Source organism: Caenimonas aquaedulcis, from assembly GCF_015831345.1.
Taxonomy (GTDB): Bacteria; Pseudomonadota; Gammaproteobacteria; order Burkholderiales; family Burkholderiaceae_C; genus Ramlibacter; species Ramlibacter aquaedulcis.
The window spans coordinates 1,413,591-1,430,259 of sequence record NZ_JADWYS010000001.1 but is presented as its reverse complement, the minus strand read 5'-3'; the positions used below and the strand labels follow the sequence as shown (position 1 = coordinate 1,430,259).

General features: G+C 68.8%; 19 protein-coding genes. 11 read left to right on the top strand and 8 right to left on the bottom strand.

The features are described from left to right. The first annotated feature begins 22 nt into the window (after positions 1-22). Genes I5803_RS06790 through cysE form a run of 3 tightly spaced genes read left to right on the top strand, consistent with a single transcriptional unit; the run spans position 23 to position 1,765 of the window. The gene (locus I5803_RS06790; RefSeq protein ID WP_196985618.1) at positions 23-205 is read left to right on the top strand and encodes a DUF3606 domain-containing protein; all 183 of its coding nucleotides are present in this window, start codon (positions 23-25) and stop codon (positions 203-205) included. Positions 206-234: 29 nt separating this feature from the next. Further along, positions 235-960: an RNA methyltransferase gene (locus I5803_RS06785; RefSeq protein ID WP_196985617.1), complete on the top strand. Its 726-nt coding sequence runs from the start codon at positions 235-237 to the stop codon at positions 958-960. A 31-nt stretch (positions 961-991) separates the two neighbouring features. Beyond that, positions 992-1,765: a serine O-acetyltransferase gene (cysE, locus tag I5803_RS06780; protein ID WP_196985616.1), complete on the top strand. Its 774-nt coding sequence runs from the start codon at positions 992-994 to the stop codon at positions 1,763-1,765. Between the two features lie 6 nt (positions 1,766-1,771). On the opposite strand, the gene I5803_RS06775 is transcribed toward cysE, so the two are convergent. Continuing rightward, entirely contained in the window at positions 1,772-2,209 is a 438-nt protein-coding gene (locus tag I5803_RS06775) for a surface-adhesin E family protein (RefSeq protein WP_196985615.1), read from the bottom strand. A gap of 187 nt (positions 2,210-2,396) precedes the next feature. Here I5803_RS06775 and I5803_RS06770 point away from each other — a divergent pair, with 187 nt between their 5' ends. The 4 genes from I5803_RS06770 to I5803_RS06755 are packed head-to-tail and all read left to right on the top strand — an operon-like array spanning position 2,397 to position 7,593. Then, positions 2,397-2,981, top strand: a complete 585-nt coding sequence (locus I5803_RS06770; RefSeq protein WP_196985614.1) for a biliverdin-producing heme oxygenase — start codon at positions 2,397-2,399, stop codon at positions 2,979-2,981. Continuing rightward, entirely contained in the window at positions 2,962-5,163 is a 2,202-nt protein-coding gene (locus I5803_RS06765; RefSeq protein WP_196985613.1) for an ATP-binding protein, read from the top strand. The genes I5803_RS06770 and I5803_RS06765 overlap by 20 nt, the downstream gene beginning before the upstream one ends. Then, the gene (locus I5803_RS06760; protein WP_196985612.1) at positions 5,163-5,621 is read left to right on the top strand and encodes a response regulator; all 459 of its coding nucleotides are present in this window, start codon (positions 5,163-5,165) and stop codon (positions 5,619-5,621) included. Before I5803_RS06765 ends, I5803_RS06760 begins: the two co-directional genes overlap by 1 nt. Then, the gene (locus tag I5803_RS06755; RefSeq protein WP_196985611.1) at positions 5,614-7,593 is read left to right on the top strand and encodes a hybrid sensor histidine kinase/response regulator; all 1,980 of its coding nucleotides are present in this window, start codon (positions 5,614-5,616) and stop codon (positions 7,591-7,593) included. The genes I5803_RS06760 and I5803_RS06755 overlap by 8 nt, the downstream gene beginning before the upstream one ends. Here I5803_RS06755 and mog read toward each other — a convergent pair. After that, positions 7,577-8,167 (bottom strand): molybdopterin adenylyltransferase, encoded by a 591-nt coding sequence (gene mog, locus I5803_RS06750; protein WP_196985610.1) that lies wholly within the window; start codon positions 8,165-8,167, stop codon positions 7,577-7,579. The two genes, I5803_RS06755 and mog, sit on opposite strands and share 17 nt — an antisense overlap. Continuing rightward, on the bottom strand, positions 8,164-8,820 hold the full coding sequence (gene yjgA / locus I5803_RS06745; RefSeq protein ID WP_196985609.1) for a ribosome biogenesis factor YjgA: 657 nt from the start codon (positions 8,818-8,820) through the stop codon (positions 8,164-8,166). The genes mog and yjgA overlap by 4 nt, the downstream gene beginning before the upstream one ends. 37 nt (positions 8,821-8,857) lie before the next feature. On the opposite strand from yjgA, the gene pmbA reads away from it, so the two are divergent. Further along, positions 8,858-10,234 (top strand): metalloprotease PmbA, encoded by a 1,377-nt coding sequence (gene pmbA, locus I5803_RS06740; protein ID WP_196985608.1) that lies wholly within the window; start codon positions 8,858-8,860, stop codon positions 10,232-10,234. Positions 10,235-10,253: 19 nt separating this feature from the next. On the opposite strand, the gene I5803_RS06735 is transcribed toward pmbA, so the two are convergent. The 5 genes from I5803_RS06735 to I5803_RS06715 form a co-directional block, all read right to left on the bottom strand. Then, positions 10,254-10,700, bottom strand: coding sequence for a GatB/YqeY domain-containing protein (locus tag I5803_RS06735; protein WP_196985607.1), 447 nt, complete (start codon positions 10,698-10,700; stop codon positions 10,254-10,256). A 108-nt stretch (positions 10,701-10,808) separates the two neighbouring features. Then, on the bottom strand, positions 10,809-11,021 hold the full coding sequence (gene rpsU, locus I5803_RS06730; protein ID WP_012346814.1) for a 30S ribosomal protein S21: 213 nt from the start codon (positions 11,019-11,021) through the stop codon (positions 10,809-10,811). A 91-nt stretch (positions 11,022-11,112) separates the two neighbouring features. Then, complete coding sequence (locus I5803_RS06725) at positions 11,113-12,390, bottom strand: BaiN/RdsA family NAD(P)/FAD-dependent oxidoreductase (protein WP_196985606.1); 1,278 nt, start codon at positions 12,388-12,390, stop codon at positions 11,113-11,115. Positions 12,391-12,400: 10 nt separating this feature from the next. Next, complete coding sequence (locus tag I5803_RS06720; RefSeq protein ID WP_196985605.1) at positions 12,401-14,173, bottom strand: ABC transporter transmembrane domain-containing protein; 1,773 nt, start codon at positions 14,171-14,173, stop codon at positions 12,401-12,403. 14 nt (positions 14,174-14,187) lie between these two features. Next, positions 14,188-14,694: a TlpA family protein disulfide reductase gene (locus tag I5803_RS06715; RefSeq protein WP_196985604.1), complete on the bottom strand. Its 507-nt coding sequence runs from the start codon at positions 14,692-14,694 to the stop codon at positions 14,188-14,190. A 149-nt stretch (positions 14,695-14,843) separates the two neighbouring features. On the opposite strand from I5803_RS06715, the gene I5803_RS06710 reads away from it, so the two are divergent. Genes I5803_RS06710 through merP form a run of 3 tightly spaced genes read left to right on the top strand, consistent with a single transcriptional unit; the run spans position 14,844 to position 16,633 of the window. Beyond that, on the top strand, positions 14,844-15,953 hold the full coding sequence (locus tag I5803_RS06710; protein ID WP_196985603.1) for a transglutaminase family protein: 1,110 nt from the start codon (positions 14,844-14,846) through the stop codon (positions 15,951-15,953). Next, entirely contained in the window at positions 15,946-16,311 is a 366-nt protein-coding gene (locus tag I5803_RS06705) for a mercuric transporter MerT family protein (protein WP_196985602.1), read from the top strand. Before I5803_RS06710 ends, I5803_RS06705 begins: the two co-directional genes overlap by 8 nt. Positions 16,312-16,333: 22 nt before the next feature. After that, entirely contained in the window at positions 16,334-16,633 is a 300-nt protein-coding gene (gene merP, locus I5803_RS06700; RefSeq protein ID WP_196985601.1) for a mercury resistance system periplasmic binding protein MerP, read from the top strand. Positions 16,634-16,669: the final 36 nt, after the last annotated feature.

Genomic DNA, 16,669 nt, shown 5'->3' with positions numbered 1-16,669 from the left:
TTCCCCATAACAAGGAGCAACCATGGCAACCAAGACCTCCAGTTCCCGCGGCCGCGCACAGGACCGGCGCCTCGTGGCCGGCGAGCAGAAGCACGAAGTCGCTTATGAAGCGAAGAAGACCGGCGCGTCCGCGGCCGACGTGAAACGTGCCGTCAAGAGCGGCGGCAACTCGCGCAAGAGCGTGGAGAAAAAGCTGTCGAAGTAGGCGGCGCACGGGGCCCGACAATAGGGCCCGTGCAAACCCGCTTCGTCCTCCTCCAGACCAGCCACGCCGGCAATGTCGGCGCGGCTGCACGCGCGCTCAAGGTCATGGGCTTCGACGATCTCGTACTCGTCGCGCCGCGCTGGCCGGACGTGCTCACGCGCGAGGAAACCGTCCAGCGCGCGAGCGGCGCGACGGATGTCCTCGCGAAGGCGCGCATCGTCGCGACGCTCGATGAGGCACTGGACGGCATCACCTACCTGTGCGCGACCGCCATGACACCGCGCGACTTCGGCCCGCCGACGTTCACGCCGCGCGCGCACTTTCCCGCCATCGCCGACGCGGGACACCGTGTGGCCTTCCTGTTCGGCTCCGAGCGGTTCGGCATGAGCAACGAGGACGTCTACCGCTGTCACGCGGCGCTCACGATCCCCACCGACCCCGGCTACGGATCCCTCAATCTCGCCGCAGCAATCCAGGTGATCGCGTACGAGTGGCGCATGGCGCTCGGCGGCTTCGCGGCGGCGCGCGCCGGACAAGCGCAGCCGCGAGCCGATGCGCAGGCCGTCAGCGGCATGCTCGCGCACTGGGAGCGCGCGCTCGTGGACATCGGCTTCCTCGATCCGGCCTCGCCCAAGAAGCTCATGCCGCGCCTGAACCAGATGTTCAACCGCGCGCAACTGACCCCCGAGGAAATCCACATCCTGCGTGGTGTTGCCAAGGCGATGTCGGAAGCGGGCGCGAAGCTAAAACGATAGACTGCGCGGACCAACCACAGCGGCCCCCTCCATGTTCAACCGCCTGCGCTCCGACATCCAGTGCATCCTCGACCGCGACCCCGCCGCCCGCGGGACGTGGGAGGTGATCACGTGTTACCCGGGGTTGCACGCGCTGGTCATGCACCGGCTCGCGCACTGGTTCTGGCTGCACGGGCTGCGATGGCTCGGGCGCTTCACCTCGCAGTTCTCGCGCTGGCTCACCGGCATCGAGATCCATCCGGGGGCGACGATCGCCGAACGCGTGTTCATCGACCACGGCATGGGTGTCGTCATCGGCGAGACCGCGGAGATCGGCGAGGGCTGCACGATCTACCAGGGCGTGACGCTGGGCGGCACGTCCCTCTACAAGGGCACGAAGCGCCACCCGACGCTCGGCAGGAACGTGGTGGTGAGCGCGGGCGCCAAGGTGCTCGGCGGCTTCACCGTGGGCGACGACGCGAAGATCGGCAGCAACGCCGTGGTGATCAAGCCCGTGCCCGCCGGCGCGACGGCGGTGGGCATTCCCGCGCGCATCATCCAGGCCGACGACAGCAAGCGGCGCGAGCAGGTCGCCAACCAGCTGGGCTTCTCCGCCTACGGCATCACCGAGAACGACGACCCGCTGTCGCAAGCGATGAAGGGCCTGATCGACAACGCCTCGACGCACGAGCACCAGATCGCGCTGCTGTGGCAGGCGATCGAGAAGCTGTCCACCATGAAAAAGGGCGAGGACTGCGTGCCCGACGGCGCGGCCATGAAGGAAAGTTTCGAGGCCGACAAGCTCACGCAGCTCGTCGGCAAATAGCCCGCGCTACTCGCGCGCGACGCTGGCGGCCGGCGCGCAGGCGGCCGAGATGATGCGTGCGTTGGGGTTGGGTTCCACCTCGCGGAACTGCATCATGCGCGGCTCCCCCTTCACGTAACTCACGGTGCGCTCGGGCTTTCCCTTCCAGAAGGGGACCTGGTAATAGTCGATGCGCTCGTAGCGCGCCGTGCGCTGCGCGCAGTCGAAGACCACCCGCGCGTCGTACGACCGGTAGGGGACACCGTCCCAGCTCGTGCGGTTGGCCGAGCGGCTCACGCGCACCTGCAGCGTCTTGGCCGCGCTGCGCGGTTCGAGCGGCGCCGGATTCACCTGGATCGTGTTGACGGACGGGTCGGACATGTCCCCGATGATGGTGAGCCACGGGTGCGCGTCCACCGGTGCAAGGGTGGCGCCGGCGGCGGCGAGGAGCAGGGAAATGATCACTGATGAGTCTTCGGGGGGTGGAAAATCATAGCCCGATATGCATGCTGACTGCGGCAGGCTTACAGCGAGTCGGAATCGTCCTACATCGGAAGCTGAGAAACTCGTTCATGCTTGCTGTCGTGCTGGACCCGCGGGCTCCGGCGACGATGTTGCGATGCGGGGCTGGCCCGCGAGTGGATGACCGGATTTGCGCCAACCCCTGATCGATGCCTTGCGGCGTGCCACCTCGGCGCGCCACGCCGAAGTGGAATGCCTGCTGGGGCTCGACGCCCCCTTCGACATGGACACGTACACGCGTGTCGTGAGCGGCTTCGACACCTTTCTTTCCTCCTGGGAGCCCCGCACGTCGCAGGCGCTGCCGGAATTGCTGCGCCCCTGGTTCGCCGCGCGTTGCCGGGGCGACATGGCCCGGCGCGACGCCGCCCGACTGGGCGCCATCGCGCCGCCATCGCCGGCTGTCGAGTTCACGGCGTTGCCGGGCTTGTCCGCGGCGCTGGGCTCGCTCTACGTGATGGAGGGCTCGGCGCTCGGCGGCCAGGTCATCGCACGGCAGGTCGCGCGCCAGCACGGCCTGCACGCGGACAACGGGGCGGCCTACTTCAACGGCTGGGGTGAACGCACCGGCGAGATGTGGCGCGAATTTCGCACGATGCTCGAGCAGCACGACGCCCAGGGCGCGGATCACGAAGCCGCGTGCGCAGGTGCGAACCACACCTTCGACGCGCTCATCCATACATTTCGCCGGGTGCTGCATGCAACAGCTGCTGCCTGACCTCGTCGCCTGCGCCGACGAGCCCATCCGCGTGCCGGGGGCGATCCAGCCGCACGGCTGGATGCTCGTGGTGGACGCCTCGCGCCACCTCGTGGCCTACAGCGGCAACCTGGGCGACGCCGTGCGCGCGCGCGCCGTGCTGGAGCGGCTCGATGGCATCAACCTCGCGCGCCTCGTCGCGTCCGAGCCGCCGGCCGCGATGGGCAGCGTCGACATCGATGGTGTCCCGCACGACGTCCTGGCGCACCGCCTCGAGCAGTACTTCATCCTGGAGCTGGAGCCCGCCGCTCCCGTGACGGGTACGCAGGCGCCGCTCTACGGCCTCGCGCGGACCTTCCTGCCCCGACTGCAGGGAGTCAGCTCCGTCGAGGCGCTGTCGGCGCTGGCGGCCGACGAGATGAAGCGGCTCACCGGCTTCGGCCGCTGCCTCGTCTATCGCTTCGACGCCGAGGGCCATGGCGAGGTGCTTGCGCAGGCGATCGACGAGGGCTACGAGTCGTACGAGGGCCACCACTTTCCCGCCGCCGACATTCCCGCGCAGGCGCGCGAGCTGTATCGCCTCAACCATATCCGCGTGATCCCCGATGCGCGCTACGGACCGGCCGCACTGGTCGGCGTGGTCCCGGGCTTCGACCCGCGCGGCATCGACCTCAGCTGGGCGACGCTGCGCAGCGTCTCGCCGATCCACCTCGAGTACATGGTCAACATGGGCACGCTCGCGTCCATGTCGGTCTCGATCATGGTGCGCGGCAAGCTCTGGGGGCTCATCTCGTGCCACAACCACGGCCCCCTGCCGCTCTCGCAGCCCGTGCGCGCCGCGTGCGAGCACCTGGGCCAGCTCCTGTCCCTGCAGATCGAGGCGAAGGAAGACAACGCTGAAGTGGCGGAGCGGCTCGAGCTGCGCAAGCTCACGCTGGAGATCGTGGCGCACCTCGCCGAAAGCGATGCCACGCTGCAGAAGCTCACGACCACCCAGCTGCTGCGGCTGGCGCAGGCGGGCGGCGCCGCCGTGGTGCTGGACGAGCAGTCCTGGGCGGTGGGCGACACGCCGCCGCACGAGACCATGCGCGCGCTCGCCGACTGGGTGGCTGCGTCGGGGCAGAGCGTGTTCCGCTCGGAGCGCGTCGGCGAGGAGATGCCGGGCGCCGCGGCGTTTCCGGGCCTGCCGGCCGGCCTCCTGGCCATCTCCATTTCGCAGGTGCACCGCCACCTCGTGATGTGGTTCCGGCCGGAACACATCCACACGATCCAGTGGGCGGGCGATCCGCGCAAGGAAGTGCGCGGCACCGATGGCCGCATCCACCCGCGACGCAGCTTCGTGAGCTGGCGCCAGCAGGTGCGCGGCGTGTCCGCGCCGTGGACGCCGGCGCAGCTCATCACGGCCGGCGAATTGCGCCAGGCGCTGATCGGGATCGTGCTGCGCCGCGCGCAGGAAATGGCCGAATTCGCCACCGAGCTCAGCCGCGTCAACAAGGAGCTCGAAGCGTTCTCCTATACCGTCTCGCACGACCTGCGCGCGCCGATGCGCCACATCGCGGGCTATGTCGACCTGGTGCTGGACCTCGAAGGCAAGAACCTGTCCGAGCGCGCGCTGCGCTACCTCGCGCACGTGAAGGAGGCCTCCGCATTCGCGGGGCACCTGGTCGATGCGCTGCTGGATTTCTCCCGCATGGGCCGCGCGGAACTCAAGCGCAAGCCGGTGGACACGCAGACCATGGTCGAGGACCTGGTGCGCGAATTCGAGCGGCACGAATCCGACGGCCGCGCCTCGTGGGAGATCGACGGGCCGCTGCCGAAGTTGCAGGCGGATCCCATCCTGCTGCAGGTCGCCGTGCGCAACCTGCTGGACAACGCCGCCAAATACAGCCGCGGGCGCGACCACCCCGTCATCCGCATCAGCGCCCTGCGCGAGCCCGGAAGCTCCGGCCTGCAGGTCGCGGACAACGGCGTGGGCTTCCAGATGAAATACGCGAACAAGCTGTTCGGTGTTTTCCAGCGCTTGCACCAGGCCGAGGAATTCGAAGGCACGGGCATCGGCCTGGCCACCACGAAACGCATCGTCGAGCGCCATGGCGGCTCGGTGCACGCCGACGGCGAGGTAGGCAAGGGAGCCACGTTCGGCTTCCTGCTTCCCGACGTCCCTTCCCCCCAGCGCCATGACCCCATGAAAGATACGGCCTGATGCTCAAACCGATTTTGCTGGTCGAGGACGACAAGCGCGACCTCGAACTCACCCTCCTTGCGCTCGAGCGCAGCCAGCTCGCCAATGAGGTGGTGATCGTGCGCGACGGCGCCCTGGCGCTGGACTACCTGCGCCGCGAGGGCGACCACGCGGCCCGTGCCGAGGGCAATCCGGCGGTCATCCTGCTGGACCTCAAGCTGCCGAAAGTCAACGGCCTCGAAGTGCTGCAGGCCGTCCGCGCGCACCCGCAGCTGCGCAGCATCCCGGTCGTCATGCTCACCTCCTCGCAGGAAGAGACGGACGTGCTTCGCAGCTACGAGCTCGGCGTGAACGCCTATGTGGTGAAGCCCGTGGAGTTCAAGCAGTTCGTCTCCGCGATCGCCGACCTCGGGGTGTTCTGGGCCGTGCTCAACGAGCCGCCCCCCGGCAGCCTCAAGGCGGCGCGCCGGTATGAGTGAGCGCGCGGTCTCCGACACCCGGGCGCTGAGGGTCCTCCTGCTGGAGGACTCGCGCTTCGACGTCGAGCTGTTGCGCGAGGCCTTGCTGGATTGCTATCCGCGCGCGACGCTGGAGGTCGTCTCCACCGAGGACCGCTTCTCGCTGGCGCTCGCGCACGGCGGCTGGGACGTGATCCTGTCGGACTACGAATTGCCGGGCTTTTCCGGCTCGCAGGCGCTGGAACTGGCGCGCGAGCAGCGGCCGCGCACGCCCTTCATCTTCGTCTCCGGCGTGATCGGCGAGGACAACGCGGTGGAGATGCTCAAGCGCGGCGCCACCGACTACGTGAGCAAGCAGCGCCTCTCGCGCCTGCCCGTGGTGCTCGAGCGCGCCTTGCGCGAGGTGGCCGACCGCGAAGGGCGCGACCGCGCGGAGGCGCGCCTGCGCGAGGCCGATGCGATCTTCGCGCGCGTGGTCGAAAGCCTCACGGACTACGCGGTGATCCTGCTCGACGCGGCGGGCCGTGTCCGTTCCTGGAACCGCGGGGCGCGTGACATCTTTGGCTTCAGCGACGCGCAGGTCATCGGCAACACCGCGGAGCTGCTCTTCACGCCGGAAGACCGCGCGGCCGGAGTCTTCCGCAAGGAGATGGCCGATGCGCTGGCGGACGGCAGCGCCGAATGCAACCGCTGGATGTCGCGCAGCGACGGCCTGCACCTGCGCGCCGAGGGCGTGATGACGCCGCTCTACGACGACGCGCGCCGCCACAACGGCTTTTGCAAGATCGTGCGCGACGTGACGGCCGCCTGGCGCGATGCCGAGGCGCTGCGCGTCGCGAAGGAGCAGGCCGAGCACGCGAACCAGGCGAAGGACCAATTCCTCGCCGTGCTCTCGCACGAGCTGCGCACCCCGCTGTCGCCGATCGTCGCGGCCACGCACCTGCTGGAGCGCACGGCGACGGTGCCGGAGCACCAGCAGCACCTGCTGCCGATGATCCGGCGCAACGTGGCCCTCGAAGCGCGGCTGATCGACGACCTGCTGGACCTCACGGCGATCACCGCGGGGAAGGTCAGCTTGAAGACCACCGCGGTCGACATGCACCAGGTGATCCACCGCGTCGTGGACATGCTGGGCGAGCAGGTGGCGCATGCGCGCCTTGAACTCGTGCTGGAGCTGCGCGCGAGCCAGTGCATGGTCAGTGCCGATGAAGCGCGCATGCAGCAGGTGGTGTGGAACATCCTGCGCAACGCCATCAAGTTCACGCCGCCGGGCGGGCGCGTCGCGCTGCACACGCAATCGGGCGGCGGCCGGTTCACCTTCGAGTGCAGCGACACCGGCGCGGGCATCGCCCCCGAGGCGCTGGACCGGATCTTCACGCCCTTCGAACAGGCGGACCGCGAGCTGTCGCACCGCGTCGGCGGCCTCGGCCTGGGACTCGCGATCGCGCGGGGCCTGGTGACGGAGCATCGCGGCCAGCTCGTCGCGCACAGCGATGGCCCGGGCCGCGGCGCGACTTTCACGCTGATCCTGGATACCCTCGCGGTGCCCGGCGCTGCCGCCCCCGGGGTGGACGCGCCGGCCGCGCCGTCGCCGAGCCGGTCGCTGCGCGTGCTGCTCGTGGAAGACAACATCGACGCGGCCGACACGATGGTGCTGGTGCTGGAAAGCTACGGCTACCGAGTCACACATGCGGCCACGTGCACGCAGGCGCTCGCCACCGCGCGCGACACGGACTTCGACGTGGTGCTGACGGACCTGGGCTTGCCCGACGGCAGCGGCATCGACGTCGGACGCGCGCTGAGCGGCACCGTGCCCGTGGTGGCGCTCAGCGGCTACGGTGCCACGCCCGACCTGCAGCGCTCTGCGATGGCGGGTTTCTCCGGACACCTGGTCAAGCCGGCGGAGCCGGAGGCGATCCACCGTGCGCTGCAGAAGGCGTACGTGGAGCGCGAGGCGCAATCAGGCAAAGCCCGGGCTACTTCGACGGCTTGATGGCCGACTTCGGCCGGAAGGCCTTGCACACGTCCTCGTGTGTTTCCAGGTAGGGACCGCCGATGAGGTCGATGCAGTAGGGCACGGCCGCGAAGATGCCCGCGACCAGCTGCTCGCCGGCCGGCCCCTTCAAGCCTTCCAGCGTTTCCTGGATGGACTTCGGCTGCCCCGGCAGGTTGAGGATGAGGCTCTTGCCGCGGATGACGGCGCACTGGCGCGAGAGGATCGCGGTGGGCACGAAGCGCAGGCTGATCTGGCGCATCTGTTCGCCGAAGCCCGGCATCTCCTTCTCCGCGACGGCGAGCGTCGCTTCCGGCGTCACGTCGCGCGGGGCGGGGCCCGTTCCGCCGGTGGTCAGCACGAGCGAACAGCCTGCATCGACGAGCGACACCAGCTCCGCGCTGATGCGGTCCTTCTCGTCGGGGATGAGGCGGGCGTCGAAAGTGATGGGGTTCTTCAGCGCCCTGGAGAGCCAGTCCTTCAGGGCGGGCAGGCCCTTGTCCTCGTAGACGCCGGTGGAAGCCCGGTCGCTCACCGAGACGATGCCGATGCGGACGGGTTCGAAGTCGCTCATGAGAGATCCGAAGGACGGCCTTCGGCCTGTGGGTCGTCGTCGATGCCGCCGAGGTGGCCCTTCACCAGCTGGAAGATTTCGCGATAGGCGCGGCCGTGGCGTGGCGCGAGCCCCTTCGAGATGGATTCCGCGTCGGGCTGCACGTCCTTGCGTGCCTGGCGGATCAATGCACGCAGTTGCTGCGTGTCGGTGCGCGGGTGCTCGTGCAGCCACTGCTCCAGCGCGTCCTCGTCGGCGATGAGCTTGTCGCGCCATTCCTCCGCCTGGTGCAGCGCCAGCGCATCGCCGGCAGCGCCGCGGCGCTGGTCTTCCAGGGCATCGCGCACCGATTGCAGGACGTCTTCCTCCAGCCCGCGCATCAGCTTGCCGATGAACTGCATCTGGCGGCGCTTGCCTTCGAAGTTCGTGATGCGGCGCGCCTCCGCCAGGGCCTCCACGAGCTTGTCGGGCAGCGCGAGGCGCGACATCAGGTCGGCGCGCAGCGTGAGCAGGGCTTCGCCGAGCTTTTGCAGCTCGGTGCTTTCGCGCTTGAGGTCGGTGCGGCTCGCCTCGGTGGTGCCTTTGAGCTCAGCCTTGAGCTCCAGGTCCAGTTCGCTGCCTTCGGCGACGAACTGGCCACGGACGAAGTAGCCTTTTTTGGGTTTGCGGGACATCGGAGGGACAGGTGGGGGCAAGTATCATAGCCGCGACATGAACAAACAAGACGCACGCCCCGCAGCCGGCTTCAGTTACAGCCGCGCCACCTTCGAACAACTGGTCGATTCCGCCCTGGCCCACGCCAAGAAGCTCGGTGCGACGGACGCCGGCGCGGAGGCGAGCGAAGGCTGCGGCCTCAGCGTGTCGGTGCGCAAGGGCGAGCTCGAGAACGTCGAGCGCAATCGCGACAAGTCGCTCGGCGTCACGGTGTACGTGGGGCACCGCCGCGGCAACGCGAGCACCTCGGACTTTTCCGAAGCGGCCATCCAGCGCACCGTGCAGGCCGCCTACGACATCGCGCGCTTCACCGCAGAAGACCCGGTGGCCGGCCTGCCCGAGGCCGGCGACATCGCGGGACCGGACGAGCAGCCCGACCTGGACCTGTTCCATCCCTGGGCGATCGACAGCGAAGGCGCGGCGCGCGTCGCGCTCGCCTGCGAAGCCGCGGCGATGAACACCGACAAGCGCATCACCAACAGCGAAGGGGCCGGCGTGTCGGCGCAGCAGAGCCACTTCTTCAGCGCGCATTCGCGCGGTTTTCGCGGCGGCTACGCGAGCTCGCGGCATTCGATCTCCGTTGCGCCGATCGCTGGCAAGGGCGATGGCATGCAGCGCGACGCCTGGTACAGCTCGATGCGCGGCGCAGACGCACTCGCGGCGCCGGAAGTCATCGGGCGCTATGCGGCCGAACGCGCGTTGTCCCGCTTGAAGTCGCGCAAGATCACCACGCGCGAGTGCCCGGTGCTCTACGAATCGCCGCTGGCGGCGGGCTTGCTGGGCGGCTTCGTGCAGGCGGTGAGCGGCGGATCGCTGTATCGCCGCAGCACGTTCCTGCTCGACTCGCTGGGCAAGAAGGTCTTCCCCGACCACATCGACGTGCAGGAAGACCCGCACATCCGCCGTGGCAAGGGCAGCGCGGCGTTCGATGAAGAAGGCGTTCGCACCAAGGCGCGCAAGGTGGTGGATGCGGGCGAGGTCCAGGGCTACTTCCTCAGCAGCTATTCGGCGCGCAAGCTGGGCATGAAGACCACGGGCAACGCGGGCGGCTCGCACAACCTCACGCTGACCTCGCGGCTGACCAGGCCCAGCGACGACCTCGACGAGATGCTGCGCAAGCTCGGCACGGGCCTCTTCGTGATCGAGCTGATGGGGCAGGGCGTGAATTACGTGACGGGCGACTACTCGCGCGGCGCGAGCGGCTTCTGGGTCGAGAACGGGAAGATCGCGTATCCGGTCCAGGAAATCACGATCGCCGGGAACATGAAGGACATGTTCATGGGCATCCAGGCGATCGGCGCCGACACGTACAACTACGGCGCGAAGACGGTCGGCTCGGTCTTGATCAACAAGATGAAGGTGGCCGGGAGCTGAGCGCGGCCGGCCCGGGCGTTCAAGACGCCAGCGCTGCCTTCACCGCTGCCGACACCTGCCCCATGTCCGCCTTGCCCGCAAGCTTCGCCTTCACCGCGCCCATGACCTTGCCCATCTCGCCGGGGCCCTTGGCGCCCAGTTCCGCGACGATCGCCTTCACTTCCGCGGCGACCTCGTCGGCCGACAGGCGCGCCGGCAGGTAAGCCTGCAGCACGGCCACTTCGGCCTTTTCCTTGTCGGCGAGGTCCTGGCGGGCGGCCTTCTCGAAGGCTTCGATGCTGTCCTTGCGCTGCTTGAGCATCTTGTCGACGATGCCGATCACGGTGGCGTCGTCCAGCTCGATGCGCTCGTCCACCTCCTTCTGCTTCATGGCGGCCGTGAGCAGCCGGATGGTGCCCAGGCGCTCGGCGTCCTTGGCGCGCATGGCGGCCTTCATGTCGTCGGTGATGCGTTCCTTGAGGGTCATGGGAGTGTCCTTTGTCGGTTTCCGGAAACAAGAAAGCCCGCTTGAGCGTCCCCAGGCGGGCTTTGGAGCCTTGTGGCGGACACGGGGGCCCGCCTCGCGTCAAAAAGCTTAGTAGAGCTTCTTGGGCAGCTGCATGCTGCGAACGCGCTTGTAGTGACGCTTGACGGCGGCAGCCTTCTTGCGCTTGCGCTCGGCCGTGGGCTTCTCGTAGAACTCGCGGGCGCGAAGCTCGGTGAGCAGGCCCAGTTTCTCGATGGTGCGCTTGAAGCGGCGCAGCGCCACGTCAAAAGGTTCGTTTTCTTTAACTCGGATGGTGGTCATCAGCCAATGAATTCCAAAATGTGCGGATAGAGGGTGCTCTGGGAAGATCGGGCCCGAGCGCCGTGTCCGCGGGTTCCCCAACTTATGGTGATCAGGCCGTTGGGGGTTTGCCAGCAAAGCCTGACATTATAGCCTTCCTGCCGCCGGCGGCAACCATGGCCTGGGCGGCGGCGTATCCACTGGCCCACGCCCACTGGAAGTTGTAACCGCCGAGCCAGCCGGTGACGTCCACCACCTCCCCGATGAAGTACAGCCCGGGCTGCTTCGATTCCAGCGTCTGGGAGGACAAATCGCGCGTGTCCACCCCGCCGGCCGTCACCTCGGCCTTGCGGTAGCCCTCGCTGCCCGAGGGCACCAGTGTCCAGTTGGAGAGCCGGTCGGCCAGCGCGGCCAGGGACTTGTCCGAGGCTTCGTTCACCGGGCGTTGCCAGGCGGGGTCCTGCCCGGCCCAGGCGTCGGCCAGCCGGGTGGGCACCAGCGCGGCCAGTTCGTTGGCGACCCGCTTGCGCGAGGTCGCCTTGGCGTGCAGCAGCCGGGCGCCGATGTCCACGTCAGGCATGAGGTCCACACGGATGGGCTGGCCGTCCCGCCAGTAGCTGGAAATCTGCAGCACGGCCGGGCCGCTCAGGCCCCGGTGCGTGAACAGCAGGTCCTCGTGGAACACCATGCGCTGCTTTTTTTCGCCGGTTTCGATGGCCACGGGCAACGCGAGGCCGGCCAGCTGGGAGTAGGGCGCCCAGGCGTCGCCGTCGAAGGTGAGCGGAACGAGCGCCGGCCGGGGCTCCACCATGCGCAGGCCGAACTGCTTCGCCACGCGGTAGCCGAAATCCGTCGCGCCGATCTTGGGGATCGACAGCCCGCCGGTCGCGATCACGAGGTGGCGGGACCGCACCGTCCCCTGGTCGGTATCCACTTCGTAGCGCTCCACGCCCTCCACCGCGCGGATGGCCTTCACGCTGCAAGGCTGCCGGTGCACCACGCCGCCCGCGCCGCACTCGGCCTGCAGCATGCGGATGAAGTCCTCCGAGGAGCGATCGCCGAAGAGCTGCCCCTTGTGCTTCTCGTGGAAAGCGATGCCGTGCTTCTGCACCAGTGCGATGAAGTCCTGCGGCGTGTAGCGCGAGAGCGCGGAGCGGCAGAACTGCGGGTTCTCGCCCAGGAAATGCCTGTGCGGCGCGCGCGGGTCCAGCTCGCGGTTGGTGAAGTTGCAGCGCCCGCCGCCGGAGATACGGATTTTCTCCGCGACTCTTTCCCCGTGATCGAGCAGCAGCACATGGAGGCCCAGCTGGCCCGCGACCCCGGCGCAGAACAGGCCGGCCGCACCCGCGCCGATGACGATGGTGTCGAAGCTGTCCGCGCTGTCTGTCATTCGGCCTTGCTCACTCCATGAACTGCAGCGCGGCAAGGCGCGCGTACACGCCGTTCGCGGCGACCAGCGAATGGTGCGTGCCCTGTTCCACGATGCGCCCGTGATCGAGCACGACGATGCGATCCGCCTTCTGCACCGTCGCGAGCCGGTGCGCGATGACGAGCGTGGTGCGGTCGCGCATCGCCGACTCCAGCGCGGCCTGCACCATGCGCTCGCTCTCCGCGTCCAGTGCGCTCGTGGCCTCGTCCAGCAGCAACAAGGGCGGATTCTTCAGCATCGCGCGCGCGATGGCGATGCGCTGCCGCTGTCCGCCGGACAGCCGCACGCCGCGCTCGCCCAGGAATGTGCCGTAGCCCTCGGGCAAGGCCTCGATGAAGTCGTGCGCGAAGGCCGCCTTCGCCGCGGCCATCACCTCCTCGTCGCTCGCGCCGGGCTTGCCGTAGCGGATGTTTTCCATCGCGCTGCTGGAGAACACCACCGCGTCCTGCGGCACGATGCCGATGCGCTGGCGCAGGTCGTGCAGCGCGAGCGCGTTCGTCGCCACGCCATCGAGCAGGATGCGGCCCTGCAGCGGATCGTAGAAGCGCAGCAGCAACTGGAAGACCGTGCTCTTGCCCGCGCCGCTCGGGCCGACGAGGGCGACCGTCTCGCCCGGCGCCACAGACAGCGAGAAATCCTTGAGCGCGGGCGTCGCGGGGCGCGACGGGTAGTGGAAGGTGAGGTTCTCGATGGCGATCGCGCTGCCGCCGTGCGCGGCCTGCGGCGTGAGCGGGTTCGCGGGCGAGGCCACGGGCGAGCGGCTGTCCAGCAGTTCCATCAGGCGCTCGGTCGCGCCTGCCGCACGCAGCAGGTCGCCGTACACCTCGCCGAGCACGGCCGCCGCACCCGCGAGGATGATCACGTAGACCACCGTCTCGCCCAGGTGGCCCGCCGTGATGCGGCCGGCCATCACCGCCTGCGTGCCCTGGTACAGGCCCCACAGCAGCGCGGCGCTGGTCGCGATGATGATGAAGGCGATGAGCAGCGCGCGGGCCCGCGAGCGGCGCACGGCGGTGCCGAACGCCTCCGAAGTGGAGGCCTCGAAGCGCGAAGCCTCGCGCGATTCCGCGGTGTAGCTCTGCACGACCGGGATCGCATTGAGCACTTCCGCGGCGATCGCGCTCGAATCCGCGATGCGATCCTGGCTCGCGCGCGACAGCCTTCGCACGCGGCGCCCGAACCACACGCTGGGCAGCACCACGATCACGAGGATGCCCAGCACCTGCGTCATCACGTACGGGTTCGTCCACACGAGCATGCCCAGGGCGCCCACGCCCATCACCGCGTTGCGCAGGCCCATGCTGAGGGACGAACCGACCACGGTCTGCACGAGTGTCGTGTCCGTCGTCAGGCGCGACAGCACCTCGCCCGTCTGCGTGGATTCGAAGAATTCCGGGCTCTGTTCGAGCACGTGCCCATACACCGCGTTGCGCAGGTCCGCGGTGACACGCTCGCCGAGCCAGCTCACCATGTAGAAGCGCGCGGCGGAGAAAAAGCCCAGCCCCACCGCGACCGCGAACAGTTCCACGAAGTGCTCGCGCAGCGCCATGAGGGCGGTGCCCTTGTCCTGCGCCGCGAGGCCGCCGTCGATCAGGCTGCGCAGGGCGACGGGGAACACCAGCGTCGCCATCGCGGCGAGCACGAGGAACAGCATCGCCAGGCCGATGCGACCGCGGTAGGGACGCAGGAACGGGAGAAGCCCGGAGAGGGAGCGGGGCGAGGCCTTGGCCGGAGTCGATGGCATGGAAAGCGCGCGTGTCAGAGCAGGGGGCGGACGAGTTCCTGGCCGGGAGGGCCGGACCAGTCGACCTCCCCGACGCTGACGAACAAGGTGCGGCCGTTGCGGTCCAGTCCGACCGTGCTCGGGAAAATGTTGATGCCGAAAGCGCGCGCGGCTGCGCCGTCGCCGTCGCGCAGCACCGGGAGGGCCAGGGGATTCGCGGCGAGAAAGCGCCGGATCGCCGCTTCGCCTTCCTTGAAGTTCACGGCCAGGACTTTCAGGCCGGCGTCGCGGTGCATCGCCGCGAGACGCTCCAGCGACGGCATCTCGCTGCGGCAGGGCTCGCACCAGCTCGCCCAGAAATTGAGCAGCACCGGATGGCCGCGTTCCGCCGCCGGCGTCCATGGCGTACCGTCGACGGAGGCCAGTTGCAGCGCCGGGGTGGGTGTGCGCGGCGGCCAGGGCTTGCGCACGAATCCCTGGGCCCGCAGCGGCCCGGCGGCCAAGGCGCCGGCGAGGGCCGCGAGACAGTCGCGTCGATTCATGAAGGCGGCGCCTTTCGGTCGTGGTGGAAGATTCGAGGTCGCCGAAAGGCGTATTCGGATGTGCCGAAGCAATCCGAAGGTACTTCGGGTAGAGTGCTTTTCATAATAGCAAGCTCGCGGCGTGCCCCTCGCGCCCAAGGAATTCCCCCATGTCCCACCCCGTTTCCCGCCGCCATCTCATCCAGTCCGCAGGCGCCACCGCGCTGGTCGCGGGCCTGCCTGCCGCCTTCGCGCAGGAGGCCGCGCGCCGCTTCGACCCGAAGCCCACCGGCTGGCGCAGGTTCGAAGTCGTCACCACCGTGAAGCTGCGCGGCGACGCCGGCGAGTCGACCCTGTGGCTGCCCGTCCCCTCCCTCGACACACCGTGGCAGCGCACCATGGACAACAGCTGGAGCGGCAACGCGAGCGACATCAGGATGACGTCCGACGGCAGCACCGGCGCGAAGGTCCTGGTCGCGAAGTTCGCGCCGGGCGCCGACCAGACGCTGGTCCTCGTGAGCCGGGTCGAAACGCAGAACCGCGCGGTGGACTGGAGCGCGAAGCCCGTCGCGCCCGCGGACCCTGCGGACCTGAAGCACTGGACGGAGCCGAGCGAGCTCATCTCCACCGACGGCATCGTGCGCAAGGTCGCGACGCAGATCGTGTCGGGCGCGCGCAGCGACCGCGAAAAAGTGCAGCGCATCTACGACTGGGTCGTCATCAGCACCTACCGCGAACCTAAGGTCAAGGGCTGTGGCACCGGCGACATCAAGGCCATGTTGGAGTCCGGCAACCTGAGCGGCAAGTGCGCCGACATCAACGCGCTCTTCGTCGGGCTGTGCCGCGCCGCCGGCATCCCCGCACGGGACATCTACGGCGTGCGCCTCGTGCCCAGCGCCTTCGGCTATCGCGAGCTCGGCGGCAACCCCGCGAGCCTCAAGGGCGCGCAGCACTGCCGCGCCGAGGTGTACCTGAAGGCCAACGGCTGGGTCGCGATGGACCCGGCGGACGTCACTAAGGTCATGCGCCAGGAGACGCCCGAATGGATCAAGGACGCCGGCCATCCCATCGTCGCCCCCGTGCGCAAGGCGCTCTTCGGCGGCTGGGAAGGCAACTGGATGGGCTACAACTCGGCCAGCGACATCAAGCTGCCGGGCGCGAAGCAGGCGAAGCTCGGCTTCTTCATGTACCCGCAGGCCGAGAACGCCGCCGGCGCGCGCGACCCGTACGACCCGGATTCCTTCGCCTACCAGATCACCGCCCGTGAGATCAATGCCTGAGCCTTCGGCTCGCAACACCACACGGCCGCTGGCGATTGCCGGGATTGCCGCGCTGCTGGCGTCCACCTGCTGCGTTGTCCCGCTCGTGTTCGCGCTGGTCGGTGTCTCGGGCGCCTGGATCGCGCACCTGCGCCGGATGGAGCCGTATTCCGGCGCCTTGACGGCCCTGGCCGCCGTCGCACTGATGACGGCCGGCTGGCGCCTCTACGGCGCGCAGCGCCGCGCCGCCGTCGCCTGCGAGGACCCTGCCACTTGCGGTCCCGCCAAGACAGCGGCACGATGGATGTTCTGGGTGCTCGTGGGACTCACGCTGCTGCCCATCGTCGCCCAGTACACGGCCCACTATTTTTATGACTGACCGATCCGAAAGGGGTTTGCCGATGAACCCGATCCGCCTGGCCGCCGCCGCGCTGCTCCTCACCGCCGCCGCGCTCGCGCAGGCCGCGCCGCGCAAGGTCACCTTGACCGTCCCCACCATGGATTGCGACACCTGCCCGATCACCATCCGCGTCGCGCTGATGAAGGTGCCCGGCGTGCAGAAGGCGGTCGTGAGCTACGAGCGCCGCACCGCCATCGTGACCTTCGACGACGCGAAAACCACGCTGGCCGCCCTCACGCGCGCCACCGACGAGGCGGGTTACCCGTCCTTCGAAGCGGAAGCCGCCACGAAGTCGCGCTGAGCCCACACCCTCCTGCCCGATGCCACCCGCTGGATT